This is a genomic window from Fibrobacter sp. UWT3 (genome assembly GCF_900230125.1).
In the GTDB taxonomy this organism is placed as follows: domain Bacteria; phylum Fibrobacterota; class Fibrobacteria; order Fibrobacterales; family Fibrobacteraceae; genus Fibrobacter.
Window position 1 is genome coordinate 768,902 of record NZ_OCSS01000001.1, and the last position, 17,163, is coordinate 786,064.

Below are 17,163 nucleotides of genomic sequence, written 5' to 3' on the forward strand. Positions count from 1 at the left end.
GGGGATGACGATGTAGTATGATAGACTTTGCTGCCATAATGGAACATGCCTTCGCGAACCGTCCGTACCTTTCGGACGTTCACGGCATCGAGCATTGGCATCAGGTGGAGGCCAACGGGCTCCTGCTTGCTGGCCGCGTTGTCGGCGTGGATGTCGATGTCGTTCGCCTGTTTGCCATATTCCACGACAGCAAGCGCTTTGACGATGGTCACGACCCTGAGCACGGCGCACGCGGTGCCGAATTCGCGAAGGAATGCCGCGAGGCTAAGCTCTTCGAGATTGACGACGAGCGCTTCGACAAGCTTTACCATGCCTGCAAGTTCCACACGCACGAACCGAAAAACGGAGACCCGACCATAGACTGCTGCTACGATGCCGACAGGCTCGACCTGGGCAGGGTAGGGATCCCGCTCGATCCCGAAAAGATGGCGACCGGTTTCGGGAGCAGGATTGCGAAACAGTCTTTGAAAGAACGCGTGTCGGTATTTGCCATGCGCGAGTGGATAAAAAATTTAAAATTGCCCTGAGAGGAATAATATGCGTTTGAAAGTTATTGCCTGCCTTCTGCTTGCCCTTTTTGCAAGTTCGTTTGCCGCCCCTTCGGCCAAGACTACGGCAAAGGCCCAGACTGGTAAGGTGGCAGCACCTTCCGAAATCAAGCCGCTCCCCCCGGCTGTGGCCGATTCGCTCAACTGGTTTGCCGCCCGCGAGATGGGCGGGGCCAACATGCCGTTTACGCGTGCGCACCTTGCGAAGGTTGCTGCCGGGAGTAACCGCGTGGCGCTCGTGTACTTTGCCACGTGGTGCGTGCCGTGCCGCGCCGGCATGAAAAAGCTTGTAGAATCTCGGCAGGAACTCGAACAGAACGGGGTGAAGGTTATCCTCGTGAATGCGGGTGAACGCGAAGAGGCCAAAATCAAGAAGATGGTCGAGACTCTTGGGGCTACGGTTTTCCCTGTGGTGCTCGACCCCTACAAGCGCCTTTCGGAAGGTATCGGGCTCATAAAGGAGGGCGAAAATATCGCGCTTCCCATGACGCTTGTCGTGGACAATGCAGCAAAGCCCGTGTTTATGGTGGGGCAGGAAGGCTCGGACTGGCCGTCTGTTCTCTGGACAAAATAAGCCCCGGGGCTTGAAAAATCGCTTGTAAATTCTAAATTTACCTCCACGAAAAACATATGAATGCAATGGGCTCAAGGTGGGCCCTCTGGAGCATAAATGGCAATTAACTACCTGGATCTCCCTATCGGACGCAAGTACCCCTACGAGGTCGACTGCGTTGTGGAAATCGGCAAGGACACCAACCTCAAGTACGAATATGACGAACGCCTGCACGTGTTCCGCTTGGACCGCTGCCTGCTCAGCTCGATGAGCTACCCCTGTACGTACGGTTTTATCCCGAGCACGAAGGCCGACGATGGCGACGCGCTCGACATGCTTATCTACAGCCCCGCCTCGATGATGACGGGTACGGTCTGCACCTGCCGCGTGATTGGCGCGCTCGACATGACCGACGGTGGCAAGAAGGACTACAAGGTGCTGGGCGTGCCGGTGTTCAACCCGCGCCCCATCAAGGACATCGGCGACGTTGACCAGATGTTCCTGCGCATCACGAAGAACTTTTTCCAGAACTACAAGGAACTGGAAGGCAAGGACGTGCAGATTGGCGACTGGCAGGATGCCTCGTTTGCCCGCGAGCGCGTGATTGCCGCCCACAGGGCCTACTTCCAGAACCAGGTGCAGGTCCCGGAAACCTTCTACCAGGAACCGGAAAGCGCCGAGCATCTGCCTCCCGAGGAACTGATTTAGCCATTGTGCCGTTTGTCGGCGTAAGACGGAATTTTATCCGTTTTTTCGCGTGGATGGCGTTTGCGCTTGTGTAAAAAAGAATATATTTTAGTTAAACAATAAATCCGAACCTTTTAGAAAGGAGAACAAATGAAGAGAATCGTTTTAGCCGCCCTCGCTGCGACTCTCATGCTTTCTTCTGGCGCATGGGCTGGTTTTTCCATCCATGTAGATAACAACAAGAAGAGCGAACGTCGTAATGATCCGCCTCCTCCTCCGCGTGAACGCCTGGAATGCCGCTTCGAGAAGCCGGATTGCCGCCCGCGTGACCGCCACTACCGTGTGGACTACCGCAACCGTCGCCCGATGGTTGAAGGTGAATGCTACCGCGGCGATGCCGACGGCCGTTGGGACTACTACTGCAACGACGGTACCCGCTGGATGTCTATTGACTTCCGTCGCAACCGCCCGGGTCGCGTGGATTGCCTTGACCCGCGCCGTGGCCGTTTCTTCGATGCCCGCGACGTGCGTGAATGCGTCCGTATCCACGACCGCTAGTCTAGTCTAAAATTTTTGGACAAACGAAAAACCTTCCCCCGCGGGAAGGTTTTTCTATGTACCGGCAGGGGCCGCCGTGCGAGCCTTGCCCTAATTTTCACGCACCGAAGGTGCACATGCTCTAACACACTGACACGTAGTTTAACACAGGCAATGTGTGTTTGAGCGTGCCGGGAGGGTCTTAGGGAGGGGCCGCCGTGCGAGCCTTGCCCTAATTTTCACGCACCGAAGGTGCGCATGCTCTAACACACTGACACGTAGTTTAATATAAGCACTGTGTGTTTGAGCGTGTCGGGAGGGTCTTAGGGAGGGGCCGCCGTGCGAGCCTTGCCCTAATTTTCACGCACCGAAGGTGCGCATGCTCTAACACACTGACACGTAGTTTAACATAGGCGATGTGTGTTTGAGCGTGTCGGGAGGGTCTTAGGGAGGGGCCGCCGTGCGAGCCCCTCCCTAATCTCAAAAGCTTTTCCCGAGTATAGCAGAGACGTTCTTTAAGATGCCTTCCGCCACGTCGGGCTTGTTCATCGAGTACACGTGCACGTTTGTAATCCCGTTCGCATACAGGTCGATAATCTGGTCGCTCGCGTAGATGATGCCCGCCTGCTTCATGGCCTCGGGATCGCTCCCGAACTTGTCGACCAGCGACTTGAAACGCTGCGGCATGAACGAGCCCGAAAGCTTGATGGCGCGTTCCACCTGGTTCGCGTTCGTGATGGGCATAATGCCGGGGAGCACGGGGCAGTTCACGCCCGCATCGCGCAGCTTGTAGAGGAAACTGAAGAACAGGTTGTTGTCGAATACCATCTGCGTGGTGAGGAAGTCCGCTCCCGCGTCGACCTTTTCCTTGAGGTGCTTGATGTCTTCGGCCTGGTTCGCGCTTTCGGGGTGCTTTTCGGGGTAGCAGGCCGCGCCGATGCAGAAGTCAGCGTCGGCAGCCTTGAGTTCGCGGATGAGTTCTACGGCGTAGTGGTAGTCGCAGTTGTCGCGGCCCTTCTCGATGAGTTCCGGGGTGAGGTCGCCGCGGAGCGCCATCACGTTCTTGATGCCCGCCGCCTTCATGTCATCGATGCGCTGGTGCACCGTCTCCTTGCTGCTCGAGACGCACGTGAGGTGGGCGAGCATCGGGATGTTGAACTTTTCCTTGAGGTTTTTCGCGATATCGAGGGTGAAGTGGCTCACGCCGCCGCCTGCACCGTAGGTGACGCTCATGAATGCGGGGCCGAGGGCCGCGATGGATTCTGTTGCCGCCTTCACGTTTTCGAAGCTCGTTTCCTTCTTGGGCGGGAACACTTCAAACGAAAGGCTCATCTTGTCTAGCTTGAGGATGTCGATAATCTTCATATAACCTCACATTTTTAAACTCTTCTTGTCCGGACCACCATGCGTAGTCTATGCGGATATTTGAATATATGCAAATATAGATAAAGTGTCATAAATTGTGCGAATAATTTTTAAAAAACTTACATATAAGATTATTACAAACTTATATTTTAGGCATGATTAAATCACACAAACTCTCTCTCTGTCTTGTGGCAGCCCTGTCTGCCACGGTTTTCTGGGCCTGCAAGGATGAACCCGACCCCCGCACGGTTGCCGACAATAAGTCCGAAGCGGTCGATACAAGTAAAATCAAGGCGAAGGTGCGCAAGGTTCTTGGCGAAACGGACCTGCAGCGCAAGAATACCGAGAAATGGAGCAAACTCCGGTTTGGCCAGACGGTTGCGGAAAAGGATCGTATCCGTACCGGCGCATAATCCGAGGCTGTCATGGCTATCAACGACGGTTCCTCGCTGTGGATTACGGAACTTTCGGACGTAGTTCTCGATGCAGAGATTTTTGACTCGCTCAATCATCAGGTATCTGTTCGCGTGAATAACGGTGCGGTGCTCTTTGATGTGCAGAAGCAGCCTACTGGCCGTACGGTCAACTTCACTACCGGCGTGGCGACGGCTGCCATCCGTGGTACGGCGGGCTTTGTCGCAAGCGTCAACGGCCAGATGGTCACATCGCTTAAGCAGGGCCTGGTCAGCGTGAACAGTATCGCGGGCAATACGGGCGAGGTCGTCCAGAACCAGACGCTCATTGTCGGCAAGAACGGTGTCATCAAGAATTTGAACCTGAAGAGCTCGGGTACGAAGGCGCTCTCCATTGAGCTTGCCAACGTGAACATCTGGGGCATGGGCCCTGAATCGGAAGAGTTTGAGAAGGCTCTTACCGACTTCGACAACGATTACGAAAAGCGCAGGGAAGAGTTCGCGAAGAAGGTGAACTTCAGGGCGAACCCGCTTCCCGACACCCTCATGCTTCCGAGCGTGACGTTGCAGGCCCGCGTGAACCCGGGTATCGTCGTTACCGTGATGGGCGAATCCGATACGGTGCCCGAAAGCGGTATCTACCAGCGTACGGTGGAATGGGCTGACGATTCTTACGGCCCCAAGCGTTTCTCGGTTACCTGTAGCGAAGGCGATATCGAAATTGAGTGCTTCACGTGGAAGTCCAACTACACGCCTGCAAGCAAGCCTGCGGGTGAAGATGCTTCTGCGGATTCTGCCGCCAGGGCTGATTCCATCGCTGCAGCAGAAGCCGCTGCCGCCGAGGCCGCCGCTGCTGAAAAGGCTGCTGCCGAAAAAGCCGCCGCGGATAAGGCTGCTGCGGAAAAGGCCGCGGGCAAGAATGCTGCCGGCAAGAAGGCCGACCAGGCCGATGCTTCGGCCGCAAACGAAAAGAAGACCACCAAGAGCGTGAACGTGTCGCTGAAACTTGTCGGCGGGAAGACCGAGAGGAAGCATCTTGACCCGCCTGCGACCGAGTACAAGACGAACCTCAAGTTCTCGCTTGCCGGCATCACGGATGCGGATATAAGCGAGATTGCTAGCGTTACCGTGAAGCGCAAGGGCGAGGTGGTCCAGTCGTTTAACAATATAAGTGGACTTAACTACGAAGTCCCCGTCTCTATCGACCTGAACACGATTGCGAAGTTCGATATCGAAATTGCCTTGAAGAGCGGCAAGAAGATTCGTATGACCAAGACCTACGAGGTGTTCTGCTTCCGCCGCAACCACATGGGCAAGGCGCGTAACTGCGTGCAGTACGACAAGGTCGATGGCGGTGGCTGTGATGAAAGCCATGCCGAAGAATACCAGTATGTCAAGGATAATGGCATCTTGAAGGAAGATTAGCCAAGAAAAATTTATACAAAGGGATAACCATGAAAAAGAACATGATTCAACTGAAAGGACTGATGGGCGTTTTCGCGTGCGCATGCATGCTTGCCGCCTGTGCCTCGAACCCGCCTGCCAAGGAAGACAACTCGGACGAGATTCGTGCCCGCGCCGATGCCGCCCAGCGTGAAATTTCGCGCGAGACGGGTGAAACCGTTGCAGAAGATGCTCCTGCGGCGACTGCATCTGCCGGTGCGGCTGCTTCTGCTGCCGAAGACGACGGAATCATTGTTTCGACCGTGAATTTCAAGACCCGTCCGACGGTGCTTGTTGCCCCGGCGATGGGCGCGAAGATGGCGGGCAGCATCGACGTGATTCGCAGGAATCCGCTTGCGAAGACTGCGATGGAAGTCATCAACGCCTACCTCACCAGCCGTGACTATACGGTCATCGGGCTCGAAAGCCAGTCCCAGCTCGACGAGGTGGTGCAGCTCCAGTCCGATATCGCGGGCAACAGCGAAGACCTGGCCTACGTGGCGGGCCTCTCTGTGGGTGCAGACATCAACATCACCTATGCGGGCAGCATCCAGGAAGACTACATCGTAATCGACCTGAACGCAAGCGAGGCCTCTACCGCAAACCTCCTGGCGAGCGAATCGATTCGCCTCAAGGATAACGGCGAAAGCCAGCGCGTGCTCGTGCAGAAGGCTATCCAGCTTGCCATCAAGAAACTCGAGAACAAGGTGCGTGGCCGCCTTGCCGAAGAGCAGGAAAAGGGCGCTCTCTATAAGGTGGTTGCCCACCTGACGGGCGACTTTACCGACGACCAGGCCGAAGAAATCTCGAACATGGTCTCCATCAAGATGAGGAAGAAGTTCAACAAGATGCAGGTGATTTCTATGAGCCGCAACACTTACGATTTGCTCATCTACGTGGACCCGAACAAGTACGAGGACGCCCAGATGGTTTACGGCGAGTTTGTGGAAAGCCTCGAAGGCCTGGCCAAGGTTCGTAAGCAGAACATCACCAAGAAGCTCATTATTCTCGAAATCCAGTAACCACGCGGGAGCGGAATTATGAATAAACTATTTACCGCGTCGCTGTTGTCGCTTGCAGTGTTTGCCTCTTATGCGAATGCTGAAATCCTGACATACACGGCTACGTCCAAGAAGTCCCAGAAGGAAGCGGATGCGCTTGCACTCGAAGGGCTTGCGAAGCAGCTGCGCACGAAGGTTTCGAGCGAGTTCGCGACCGAAGTGAAGGAAGATGCGAAAGGCAACGTGACGTCGACCGCCAAGAGTTCCAAGAACACTTCGACCAACATGGTGCTCAAGGGCGCGAAAGTGACTCCGGGCCCCAAGTCGGGTGGCAAGTTCCAGTCCACTGCGACGATGGATACCGAACAGATGGCATCGAAGATTCTTGTGGATATCGAATCTATCCGCAAGGAGATGCACGCGAAGGATTCCATAATCCGCTTGGACATGGTGGACGGCGACTACCGCAAGATGGGCGTCGATATGCTCGCGCTCGAAAAGCTGGCTGACCGCTACAACGAGAACCTCGAGGACTTGAGCTGCGTGCAGAAGATTCCCGATAACCTCCGGCTCGAAAGCACGATTGGCGAACTGACGGAATACCTCATCTCGGGTATGGAAAGCCTCAAGATGGAAACGGACCTCACGAGCGAAGCCCTGATTGTGACGGTGACGGACTTCAACGGCCCGGTAATCGGGTTCCCGCTCGCCCTTACGCAGGATAGCCGTGATATCGCTCACGAGAAAACGAACGAGGAAGGCGAGGCCGTGTTCTCGCTCGCCCAGGTGAAGAAACTCCACCCGAGCGGCGATGTGACCGTGCATGCAGACCTCTCGTTCAAGTACGTGCGTAAGTCCGCGGTGATTTCCAAGTCGGTGCATTACACCTCCGACGTGGCTGCCTGTGCCTACACGCTGGAATGCGTTGGCCCGACCGAGGCCTGCGGTGCGCTGCGTGGACATTTGATTGCATCTGGCATCTCGATTTCGGACAAGGCGAATCTCCCGAAGATGAAGGCTACGATTACCTCTGCCGACAAGATGAACTCGAGCAAGACCCTCTGCACGTCGCGCATTACGCTTGCGATTGAGGCGGGCAAGCAGTCCATCTCCGAGCAGGCTCAGGGCGTTGGCCGCGACGAGGGCATCGCCCAGGCGACTGCCGTGAAGAAGGTAAATGCGACCCGCCTGCACGACACGTTCGGGAAGGCCTGCAAGTAGTACCTAACACTCAATAAACCGCTACATCTGGTCCCAGTTCTCAGGTTCGAGCGGTTTATTTTCGTGGGCGCCTTCCGGCGCCGTTTATTTTATAATACCTAAGACGACGAACAAACGGTGTGACCGTGAGCAACAAGCCCCAAGCGTTAAGCTGGGGCGGTTGCGATAGTGAGCGAGGGACCGGAGGTTTAGCTCCTGAGACGATGAGCGAACGGTATGACCGTGAGCAGCAAGCCCCAAGCGTTAAGCTGGGGTGTTTGCGAGAGTGAGCGAGACACAGGATGTTCCGTACCCAAAACGACGAGCGAACGGTATGAAAAGACCCGGTCATGCGACCGGGTCTCTTTTGCGTTAAAACCGCTTGGGCAGAGATTACTGCTTTTCGATTTCGGCGTCGAGTTCGGCGTAGGCCTTGTTGGCGGCAGCGCGGATCTTGTTGGCGACAGCGTCGTCGTACTGGCCGGCAGCCTGGAGGCTCTTGATGAGTTCTTCGACGAGGTTGGCGTCGAGAGTCATGATGCCGTAAATCTTGAAGTGACCGTCTTCGGTGGTTTCAACCTTCACGTCGACGAGGGTAGCGCCGCTCATGTGGGTGTTCACGACAGTCTTGGAGGTGGACTGGAAGTGTTCAACAACCTGGTCGTTCACGTCTTCCTTGAAGTTCTTGATGAGAGCCTTGGTCTGGGCGTCGATTTCCTTGGCGAGGTCAACACGAGCATTCTGGTCGGCCTTTTCCATGGCAATCTGTTCATCGGTAGAAACACCGATACCCATACCGGCAGGAACGTGGTCCTTCAAGTAGGCTTTCTTCTTCATCTGCATTTCGACGAGGGCGCTTGCAGACTTTTCCTGCGGGGTCGAGCTACAACCGATCATGAGGAACGCGGCAAGAGCGGCGACGATCAACTTCTTCATAATAAACTCCTTGTTTAAGTTGTCCCCGTTATTGGGGTTGAATTGAAGTCTGTAACAAAAATATCTTAAAGAACGGATAAAGTCAAGATGAAAAAAAGATTTCTTACAAAAATATGATGAAAATCAAATTCTGGGGGTTAAATTGGCGAAATTTGCGTTTAAACGAACTTTCCAAGGGCGATAATTGCCGCAGTCCTGGCGCGCAGACGAGTGTTTCCGAGATTGATGAGTGTGGTTTTCCCCCGCTGGTATGACTTTATTCGTGAAATTTCTTTGTCTGAAAAGCCGCCTTCGGGTCCGACCAGCAGGGTGGTCCTTTGCTCGAGGGCGGGAACGCTTTTTGCTCCGTTTATATCGCAGAGCACCAGGTTGCCTTCGTAGGTGTCGAGCCAGCGGTCGAATTCGATGGGACCTTCGATGCGAGTCAGCCAGGGCTTTTTGGATTGCTTGAGGCTGACTAGGCTCTTGAGTTCGGCCCGCCGGACAAGCTTGTGCAGGTCGGAGTTCTTGGGCTCCTGCGAAAAGTCCGTGCGCAGAAAATAAATGGTGTCAATTTCTGTCTGTGCTGCATGGAACACGACTTCTTCGAGGGCGTCGTCCTTGAGGCATGCGATGGCGAGGTTCAGTTTCGGGCGTTCCGTGGATACGGTGTCGAACTTGTCGATGCGGACTTCGCAGGCTTTCGGGTCGGCTTTCACGATGATCGCGTCGGCAAAGTGTCCGAGCCCATCGCAGAGTTCGAGCGTGTCGCCTGCGGTGGCACGGCATACCCTGACGGCGTGGCTGCTCTCGTTTTCGTCGAGCGTGAATGTGCCTTCACCTATTTGCGGGCAGTAAAAACGGCTGTCTGGGGTTCTCATGGCATAGAATATAAAACTTTTTGCGGGTGTTTGCTACATTTATCGCATCGTGAAACACAAACCGGTAAAGGCAGTCGTATTTGATCTGGATGGCACGCTCTACCTGAGCGGACGCCCGTACCCGGGTGCTGTCGATGCGGTAAAACGCGTGGCCGCCCGCGTGCCGGTTTATTACCTGAGCAACAACACGAGCAAGTCGCCCGTTTTTTACGAGAACCGCCTGAACGTGATGGGGCTCCCGCTTCGCGACGATTCCATCATCTCGGCGCTGTACCTCTCGCTCGACGCGATTCACGAGAAGGGTATCAGGAACGTGTATTTTTTTGCGAACCCCGAAGTCTACGAGTGGTTTGCGGCTCAGGACCCGAGCCTGAACCTGCGCCCGTCGGTAGAAGATACGGAACTCGTTCTTGTTGCCTACCACAACAGTTTTGATTACCGCGAACTGTGCGAACTCAGTTTCCGCGTACAGCGCGGAATCCCGTTCTGGGTGACGCACACCGATTTCGTGTGCCCCGATGCGAACGGCCCCGTGCCCGATATCGGAAGCTTTATGGCGCTTTTAAAAACGGCATACGGTGTAGAACCGGAGCGCAGTTTCGGAAAGCCCAACCCCGCGATGCTTGCGGGCGTGTTCAAGCAGTTCGAACCTGAAGAAATCCTCTTCGTGGGCGATAGGCTCTATACGGATTTTGAACTGGCGAAGCGCAGCGGTTGCCGGTTCGTGCTCCCGCTATGTGGCGAAACCAAGCGCGAAGATGTAGAAAAACTCGAGACCAAGCCCGAGTTTGTTGTGGAAAGCGTCCGCGATATCGATTTTGACGCCTTTCTTGACGGCCGCGTCTAGGCCTGTTCTTGTTAGGCCTTCTGGCTGCCCGCCTTCTTGCTCTTTACGAAAGCGAATGCACCGAGCCCCGCAAGCAGTATTGCCGCGAGCAGGCTTACCTTGATGCAGGCGTGGAACGGCTTGCTCCGGTATTCCATGCGCACTTCGGATTTGCCCTTCGGGATTTCGACGGCGCGTAGCGTGCCGAATGCCTTGTAGACCTTCGCGGGCTTGCCGTTCACGGTCGCGTTCCAGTAGGGGTGGTAGTTGCCCGCGACGACCATGAAGCCAGCGCGGTCGCTTTCTACCTGGAATACCTGCGTGTCCATCTTGGGGCTAGCGACAAGCTTCGCGTACCCGTTCGCAAGTCCGCCTTCGCCTGCATGTTCGGGCGTTTCGGAGAGGATGACCTTTTCGCGGTAGGCATATCCGTTCCGGAGGGATTCGATTGCCTTCGCGTCGTCCATCGTTTCGGACTGCCCGTAGATGTAGGCTTCTCCCATGGCCGTCTTGATGGGCATGTACGTGGTACCCTGGCGGCTGTCGAAGATGATTGCGCCCACGTTCATGAGGTCGAGGAACGGGTGGGCCGCATCGGGATTGTTGATGTTCAGGAGGTAGTTTGCGTTCTGCTGGCCGCCGCGGAACTCGCGATAGGATGCAAGTTCGTTATCGTGGAAACCGTCGGCATTGCGCATGTGGTATTGCGGGAAGATGTTGCCGCCGACAGCCTTGTCGCGCGAGAGCGAAAGTACGCGCGGAACATTGAGGGTATCGGCCTTGTAGGGGGCCTTGATGGCGGCAACGATAGCGTTGTTCGGCTGCAGGTATTCGCCCGCGGGCACGTTCTGGATGAACGCCGCGTTGATGAAGAATAGGTCTACCGCGGCGGCGACAGCGAGAATGCCAGCCTTGTACACGATGGAACCGTTCCACTTGAATACGGCGAGCGTTGCACCTGCAATCACGAGAATCAGGATGAATCCCGGAATCACGGTACCTGCGGTAGCGTTCATCACGATTTCGTTCAGCGGCTTGAAGTAGGGTGCAATGACCGGATCGTTGAGCAGGTTCTGCGCGCTTGCGAAGAATAGCCCCACAAGTACAGAGCATACGAGGAGGCTTGCCTGCACTATGCGCGGTGTACCGGGAAGCTTGTCCTTAAAGGCACCGATGAAGTTGTCGAACGAAAATTCCTTGCCCTGGTCGTCGATGCTCATGATTCCGAGGCATGCGATGGCGTAGAGCACGCTTGCGACGAGTCCGAACGGCCCGATGAAGAGCGTCCAGTTGTAGCGGGCGAACACGAAAATCACGAGGAGAATTGCGAACATGGCGGAGCCGTGCAGGAGGGCGCGCATGTTGCGTGCACGGTCGGCCGCGTCGTCGGAGATTGCCTTGAGCACGGGGCCCGCCATCATCACGAGCAGGAGCGGGAGCCAGAACATTGCCATGCCCGGCGCGCGGAAATTCTTGACACCCGGGAGAATCGCGTACCAGAGCTTGAACAGCGGGGAATGCGCCCCCATGCCGTAACTGAGGGCGACGACTGCGCCCGTAAGCCAGAACGCGGCCCAGCGGCGTTTGCCCGGCAGGAAGAGGCAGAGGAACCCGAGGAAGGTGAGAAGTGCGCCCGCGTTGTTGTGGTCAAGTTTGAAGCTGTTGTGGCCCCAGTAGAACGGGCTTCCGTGGCTTCCCATTTCCGCCATCTTGCGGTAATCCTGCATGGAAACGTTCACGAAGGAACTGCCCTCGAGATCTCCGCTCTGCGGGTTTTGCTCGTAGACGTCTACCCCGATGAATCCGGGAAGGACCATCTGCGCGAGTTCTTCCTGGTGGAGTGACCAGCTGGCGGCGTGTCCGATATTGGTATGGTCGCCTTCGCCGCGCACGGACTGCGTGGTAGTGTACAGGTAGGGCGGTACCAGCTGGAAGCAACTGAGCGCAAGCCCGAAGGCGAGGCCGGCGGCGGCGAGCCCGATGCGCTTACCGCGGGTCTTGAACGAATCGCAGTGGAAGAACGCCTCGTACAGCGTGTAGAAACCGGCGCCCCACAGGAACAGGTACGTGAGCTGCAGGTGGCTTCCGAGAATCATCCACGCGATGCTTGCCGCAAGCACGATGAGGTAGGGGAGGCTCCCGCAGCGGACCACCTTCCTGATGGCGAGGAGGGCGAGCGGCGCGATGGCGAAAACCATCATCTTGCCGTCGTGACCGCCGTAGATATACGTGAAATATTCCGGAGAGAATGCGTAGAGGAACCCGAGGAGGGCGCCCCACCAGCGGTTGCCCGTGAGGTTCCAGGCCAAAAGCATGGCGCTCATGAAGGCGACCCACACGGTGAGTATGAACTTGAAGCCCACCGCACGTGCCGGGTCCATCAGGAACTGCGTCCACACGAGCGGGTGGTAGGCATCGGCGAACAGGGCGTCGATGGTGGGGACTCCTCCTAGGCGGCTATCGTCCCATTCGGTGACGATGGCGTTCTCGGCACGCAGTATGCGGCTGCCGATGCCGTTCAGCTGGTCGCTGTTGAGCATCAGCTGGCTGTCGTCAAAAGCGAAACCGCGGAAAACGATGAGGAGAATTGCGAAGAAAAGCGCGGCCATCGCCGCAAAGAAAACGGGCTTCTTGTTCAGGAAATTCATGCGTGGAAATATAAAAATACCGCAGGCGTGTATGCTTTGCGGTATGGCGAAAAACGTCGAACCTGCGGTTCGACTGCGCTATGTACATCTTGGCTAGTCGGCGGTGTTTTCGTCGACCTTGTTGTACTTGATGAGGCTGTAGATACCGAATGCGGAAATCACGCATACGGCGACGAACACGACAATCTTGATGATTTTTCCCATAATGACTTCCTGTTTAATTCCTATTCTAAAATACCTTTTTTTAGGTAAAAAGCAACTGTTTTTTCAAAAAATGTTTAATCCTTCGTCAAAATCATGCAGATGACGGGGAGTTTCTTGTCCACCTCGTTCTCGCTCGGGATGATTTCGCTCTCGAGAATCTTGCAGTTGAATTCCTTCATGAAGAACTCGAGCTGGCCGCGGTCAAAGCCCAGCCAGATGTGGCCGTGCGTAGTGCGGAACGATTCTTCCTTGTGCTGTGCGAGGTCGAGGAAAGCGAGCGTTCCGCCCGGCTTGAGAATGCGCACAGCCTCCTTGAGGGCGAGTCGCGGGTCTGTCGCGTGATGGAGCACCTGGCTCATGAGCACGAGGTCGGCGTAGTCGTCGGGGAGCCCTGTCTTTGTCATGTCGGCGACTTTCGGCGTGATGTTCTTGATGCCCTTCTGCTTCAGGATTTTCGTAAGCCCGCTGATGACCTTCGGGTCGTAGTCGAGCGAGGTGACGTTCTTGCAGCGGCTTGCGAGCATGAGCGAGAGGTCGCCGCCTTCGCCGCAGCCGATATCGACCGCGTTCTCAAAAGGTATCATGAGCTTGCTGAACAGGCTGATTTGCGCCTTGAGGCTTCCGCCCGCCTGGTTCAGCTTGTGGATTTGCCCCTTGGTCTGGTCGGTGCGTTCTTCGAGCACCTGTTCGGCACGGCAACGCAGGATATCTTTGTCGGGAAGTTCGCCGTAGGCGTCGCGGATTACGGAAAGCACGCGGTTGCTGAGCAGGAGTTCTTCGCTCAGGCGGTAGTAGGCCTTGATGCCATCGCGCCTGTCCTTGAGGAGGCCGCAGGCGGAAAGCTTCGAGAGGTGGCGGCTCGCGTTGCTCTGGTGGATGTCGAGAATATCCTTGATTTCGTTGACGGTAAATTCCGCAATGTCGAGGAGCATCAGAATCTTGAGGCGCATTTCGTCGGAAATGGCGCCGAACAAATCCATCGTCGGGGTAATCGGTTCGCGTTGCATACGCTATGCAATATAATTATTTAACTTTGGATTGTGCCGGTTCGGATTTCGAAAATCATTTTTTTTGCGTTGGTGGCGCTGGCTGTGGCTGGCGTGGCCGCTCCTTCGGGTGAACTTGCGCCGATGCCTTCGGGTGAACCTGCCCCGATGCCTGCTGATAAGGGTGGCGCCGGGACCCGCCACTACGTGCTTACGCTCGAAAAAGACCTGCCGCTCACGTTCTTTGCCGCCTTCGGGAGCATCTACGGTAATTACAGGCTTTCGCACATGTCGGTGACGGCCCGCGAGGACTTGCCGGCGCGTGAAGATCTTTTGCCCTGGGACCGCGCCGTTATGGGCCGTTACAACAAGACGGTCGATGACGTGAGCGACTGGTTTGCCGTACTCGGGGCGATGCCGCTAGCCCTGGGGGCAGCGTCGTGGTACCGGGGCGATGCCTGCGGGCGCGACCTTGCCGTATATTCCCTTATGTTTGCGCAGGCGCTTGCCTTGCAGAGTGCGCTCAACCTTACGTTTCGGTCCATGAAGTTCTGGCCGCGTCCCTACATTTACGCCGAGGATGGGGCGGGGGCGCGGGCCGCGGAAAGTGCCGAGGGCGAGGCCTACGGGAGCTTTTTTAGCGGGCATGCCTCGGCGGCGTTTACAGTGGCCGTGTTTACGGGCGAGTGGTTCTCGGAAATGTACCCGAATTCAGCCTACAGGCCGCTTGTGTGGGCGGGAACGCTCTCGCTGGCGGGCTTTGTGGGCGCGCTCCGTATCGCGGCAGGCAAGCACTACCCGAGTGACGTGGTTGTGGGAGCGCTTGCGGGTACCGGGATAAGCCTTGCTGTCATAAGGCTACACAAAAAATCGGTACGATTTGGCCCGGTCGCTCTCTCCGGGCTCTGGGCCGGGCCCGCCTCCGCCGGCGCCGCCTTCGCGTTTTAGCGCATTCTTTAAAAAAAACACATTTTTTTTCAAAAACGTTCCTTTTTTCATTTGCTTATATATATTATGGAAAAAGGTTTGTTACCCTCAGAGGTGTATTGATGTTTAGACTTGTTGGCCGTGTGGCTGTGGCCTTGCTTATTGTTGCAGAATTTTCGCTTGCGGATACCGTAATCAAGGATAACCGCGATGGCAAAATGTACAAGACTCTTGCGTCGGGCAATTTGAACTGGTTTACCGACAATCTCTCTTACAGAAAACTGGCCTCGTTTACTGATAAAGGCGGAGCGCCGTATTACAAGCAGTCGACCTGGAAAGCTGCATGCCCGGTCGGGACCCACGTGCCCGATATTCAGGAATGGACCCTTTTTGCGAAGGATCGCTTTACCGGCCCCCGCAAACTTTCGAACGTGAAGTCCTTTGCGGGCAAGACTCGCGGTTTTTATGGCAGCGAAGATGCAAAGAAGATTCAGGGTAAGGATGCCGCCTACTTTGCGGTGAGTGACCCCAACGGCGTGCGCGCGATGATGCTCGACGTGAAGCGCGGTAATGCGAAAATGGTGGAACTCCCGGCGGGTGCAATCACTACGGTGCGTTGCGTGAGCGAGAGAAACTTCTACGCCGAAAAGAACGTGGACGAGAAGAAGATGATTCTTACCGACCCGCGTGACGGCAAGAACTACAAGGTGGAACTCCGCGACAACAGGCTCTGGATGGTGACGAACCTCAAGTTCAGCCTTACGAGCGCAAGGCAGTGCCTGCTCGAGGACACCACGTTCTGCAAGAAGTTCGGACGTTTCTACAACTACAACGACGCCAAGAAGGCATGCCCCGCGGGCTGGCACCTGCCCGATGACGGCGAGTGGCGCGACTTTCAGAAGGACCGTGAAAAGCTCAACTGGGAAACCATCGGTCGCGGCGGTTGCAAGGACTGGGACGGTTACTGCAACAGCGAACTGACCGGGCACTACTGGTCCTCGACTTCCATTATGAAGAACACCGGACGTTCCTGGGAATTCAGGCGGCAGGCCAAGAGCATTGACCGTACCGACCAGAATGTGCAGAAAGGTCTTTATGTTAGATGCGTAACGGAGCTAAACTGATGAACAAAAAAACTAGTTTGTTTAAAATGTGCGCTGCGATTGCGGTCGCGGCTTTCTTTACGGCGGGCTGTTCCGACGATTCCTCGGCGAGCTGTGCCGGGAGTTGCGTCGATAGCGGCGATACCATAGATATTCCCATTCCGGGTGGTGATACCGAGGGCGGTACCGGCGACGGTTCCGAATCGACCGAGGCGAAATCGAGTTCGAGTGTCAAGACGCCTGCGAGCAGTGCGGGCGAAACGGCTCCCGAAAGTTCATCTGCCGGTGAGTCGCCTGCGGCATCGAGCACCGCAGAACCTGTATCAAGTGCAGCAGAGCCGGCTTCGAGCGATAGCAAACCCGCAAGTTCCGAGACTGCATCGGAAGACTGGCGTGACTACTGCCTGGAGGTGGTGAACGCAAAGCGCGCGACGGAAGACTTGCCGCCCCTGGTGCGCGCGACGGAAGAACGCGAAAAGTGTGTGGTGACGCAGGCGATGGACGACATGGCGGCCGGCAAGGGCCACGCGAATTTCGGGGACTGCGGTGAGTTTGCGCAGAATACCGGCCCCGACATCAATACGCAATGGTATGGTACCGAGAAGAAAATTGTCGATACCTACGTGAACATGATGTGGGACGACGAGAAGAAGCTCGTGACCAGCGGGGAACGCGACCCGGATAGCAAGGACGACTACCCCTACATCGGGCACTACCTGAACATGAAGAACACGAGCTACAAGTCGCTCGCCTGCGGGATTGCCTACAGTACGGACGGCAAGAAGGCGTGGTTCAACATGAACTTCTATTGAGACCGCTCGCGCTAGACTCGGGGATAACTTCTCCGGAATGCGCTCGCTCTCGCAATCGCGACCGGTTAATACCGGTCGCTTTTTGCTCACGGTGATGCCCAAGCGCGACTACTA

Annotated in this window: 17 protein-coding genes; 12 read left to right on the forward strand and 5 right to left on the reverse strand. The window is 56.1% G+C overall.

Annotated elements, in window-relative coordinates; all coding sequences use genetic code 11:
- Positions 1–17: 17 nt before the first annotated feature.
- From CRO08_RS03140 to CRO08_RS03155, 4 genes are all read left to right on the forward strand, one after another.
- Positions 18–527: a hypothetical protein gene (locus tag CRO08_RS03140; RefSeq protein ID WP_097035010.1), complete on the forward strand. Its 510-nt coding sequence runs from the start codon at positions 18–20 to the stop codon at positions 525–527.
- Between the two features lie 10 nt (positions 528–537).
- Positions 538–1,122 (forward strand): TlpA disulfide reductase family protein, encoded by a 585-nt coding sequence (locus CRO08_RS03145; RefSeq protein ID WP_097035011.1) that lies wholly within the window; start codon positions 538–540, stop codon positions 1,120–1,122.
- Positions 1,123–1,218: 96 nt separating this feature from the next.
- Positions 1,219–1,809, forward strand: coding sequence for an inorganic diphosphatase (locus CRO08_RS03150; protein WP_097035012.1), 591 nt, complete (start codon positions 1,219–1,221; stop codon positions 1,807–1,809).
- Positions 1,810–1,938: 129 nt separating this feature from the next.
- Positions 1,939–2,346 (forward strand): hypothetical protein, encoded by a 408-nt coding sequence (locus CRO08_RS03155; RefSeq protein WP_141398211.1) that lies wholly within the window; start codon positions 1,939–1,941, stop codon positions 2,344–2,346.
- 459 nt (positions 2,347–2,805) lie between these two features.
- Here the strand turns inward: CRO08_RS03155 and metF are convergent, their stop codons facing one another.
- Positions 2,806–3,690, reverse strand: a complete 885-nt coding sequence (gene metF, locus CRO08_RS03160; protein WP_097035014.1) for a methylenetetrahydrofolate reductase [NAD(P)H] — start codon at positions 3,688–3,690, stop codon at positions 2,806–2,808.
- Positions 3,691–3,845: 155 nt separating this feature from the next.
- On the opposite strand from metF, the gene CRO08_RS03165 reads away from it, so the two are divergent.
- From CRO08_RS03165 to CRO08_RS03180, 4 genes are read left to right on the forward strand one after another with little or no spacing between them, the layout of a single operon-like run.
- A complete protein-coding gene (locus CRO08_RS03165) occupies positions 3,846–4,103 on the forward strand; it encodes a hypothetical protein (protein ID WP_097035015.1) in 258 nt (85 codons plus the stop codon).
- Between the two features lie 12 nt (positions 4,104–4,115).
- Positions 4,116–5,528 carry a FecR domain-containing protein gene (locus CRO08_RS03170; RefSeq protein ID WP_097035016.1) on the forward strand — a complete coding sequence of 471 codons (1,413 nt, stop codon included), beginning with the start codon at positions 4,116–4,118 and terminating at the stop codon, positions 5,526–5,528.
- A 29-nt stretch (positions 5,529–5,557) separates the two neighbouring features.
- Entirely contained in the window at positions 5,558–6,568 is a 1,011-nt protein-coding gene (locus CRO08_RS03175) for a hypothetical protein (protein WP_097035017.1), read from the forward strand.
- 18 nt (positions 6,569–6,586) lie between these two features.
- Complete coding sequence (locus CRO08_RS03180; RefSeq protein ID WP_097035018.1) at positions 6,587–7,768, forward strand: hypothetical protein; 1,182 nt, start codon at positions 6,587–6,589, stop codon at positions 7,766–7,768.
- A 372-nt stretch (positions 7,769–8,140) separates the two neighbouring features.
- Here the strand turns inward: CRO08_RS03180 and CRO08_RS03185 are convergent, their stop codons facing one another.
- Both CRO08_RS03185 and CRO08_RS03190 read right to left on the reverse strand, forming a co-directional pair.
- Positions 8,141–8,683, reverse strand: a complete 543-nt coding sequence (locus tag CRO08_RS03185) for an LPP20 family lipoprotein (protein WP_097035019.1) — start codon at positions 8,681–8,683, stop codon at positions 8,141–8,143.
- Between the two features lie 158 nt (positions 8,684–8,841).
- Positions 8,842–9,543 (reverse strand): 16S rRNA (uracil(1498)-N(3))-methyltransferase, encoded by a 702-nt coding sequence (locus CRO08_RS03190; protein WP_097035020.1) that lies wholly within the window; start codon positions 9,541–9,543, stop codon positions 8,842–8,844.
- Positions 9,544–9,592: 49 nt separating this feature from the next.
- Between CRO08_RS03190 and CRO08_RS03195 the strand changes: the two genes are divergently transcribed.
- On the forward strand, positions 9,593–10,390 hold the full coding sequence (locus CRO08_RS03195; protein WP_097035021.1) for an HAD-IIA family hydrolase: 798 nt from the start codon (positions 9,593–9,595) through the stop codon (positions 10,388–10,390).
- Positions 10,391–10,401: 11 nt separating this feature from the next.
- Here CRO08_RS03195 and CRO08_RS03200 read toward each other — a convergent pair whose 3' ends face one another.
- Positions 10,402–13,017: a hypothetical protein gene (locus tag CRO08_RS03200; protein WP_097035022.1), complete on the reverse strand. Its 2,616-nt coding sequence runs from the start codon at positions 13,015–13,017 to the stop codon at positions 10,402–10,404.
- Positions 13,018–13,295: 278 nt separating this feature from the next.
- Positions 13,296–14,228, reverse strand: a complete 933-nt coding sequence (locus tag CRO08_RS03205) for a metalloregulator ArsR/SmtB family transcription factor (RefSeq protein ID WP_254794592.1) — start codon at positions 14,226–14,228, stop codon at positions 13,296–13,298.
- Positions 14,229–14,300: 72 nt separating this feature from the next.
- Here CRO08_RS03205 and CRO08_RS03210 point away from each other — a divergent pair, with 72 nt between their 5' ends.
- From CRO08_RS03210 to CRO08_RS03220, 3 genes are all read left to right on the forward strand, one after another.
- Positions 14,301–15,155, forward strand: coding sequence for a phosphatase PAP2 family protein (locus tag CRO08_RS03210; RefSeq protein WP_073113687.1), 855 nt, complete (start codon positions 14,301–14,303; stop codon positions 15,153–15,155).
- A 101-nt stretch (positions 15,156–15,256) separates the two neighbouring features.
- On the forward strand, positions 15,257–16,258 hold the full coding sequence (locus CRO08_RS03215) for an FISUMP domain-containing protein (RefSeq protein ID WP_097035710.1): 1,002 nt from the start codon (positions 15,257–15,259) through the stop codon (positions 16,256–16,258).
- Between the two features lie 26 nt (positions 16,259–16,284).
- Positions 16,285–17,049, forward strand: coding sequence for a CAP domain-containing protein (locus CRO08_RS03220; RefSeq protein ID WP_176495045.1), 765 nt, complete (start codon positions 16,285–16,287; stop codon positions 17,047–17,049).
- The last annotated feature ends 114 nt before the right edge of the window (positions 17,050–17,163 follow it).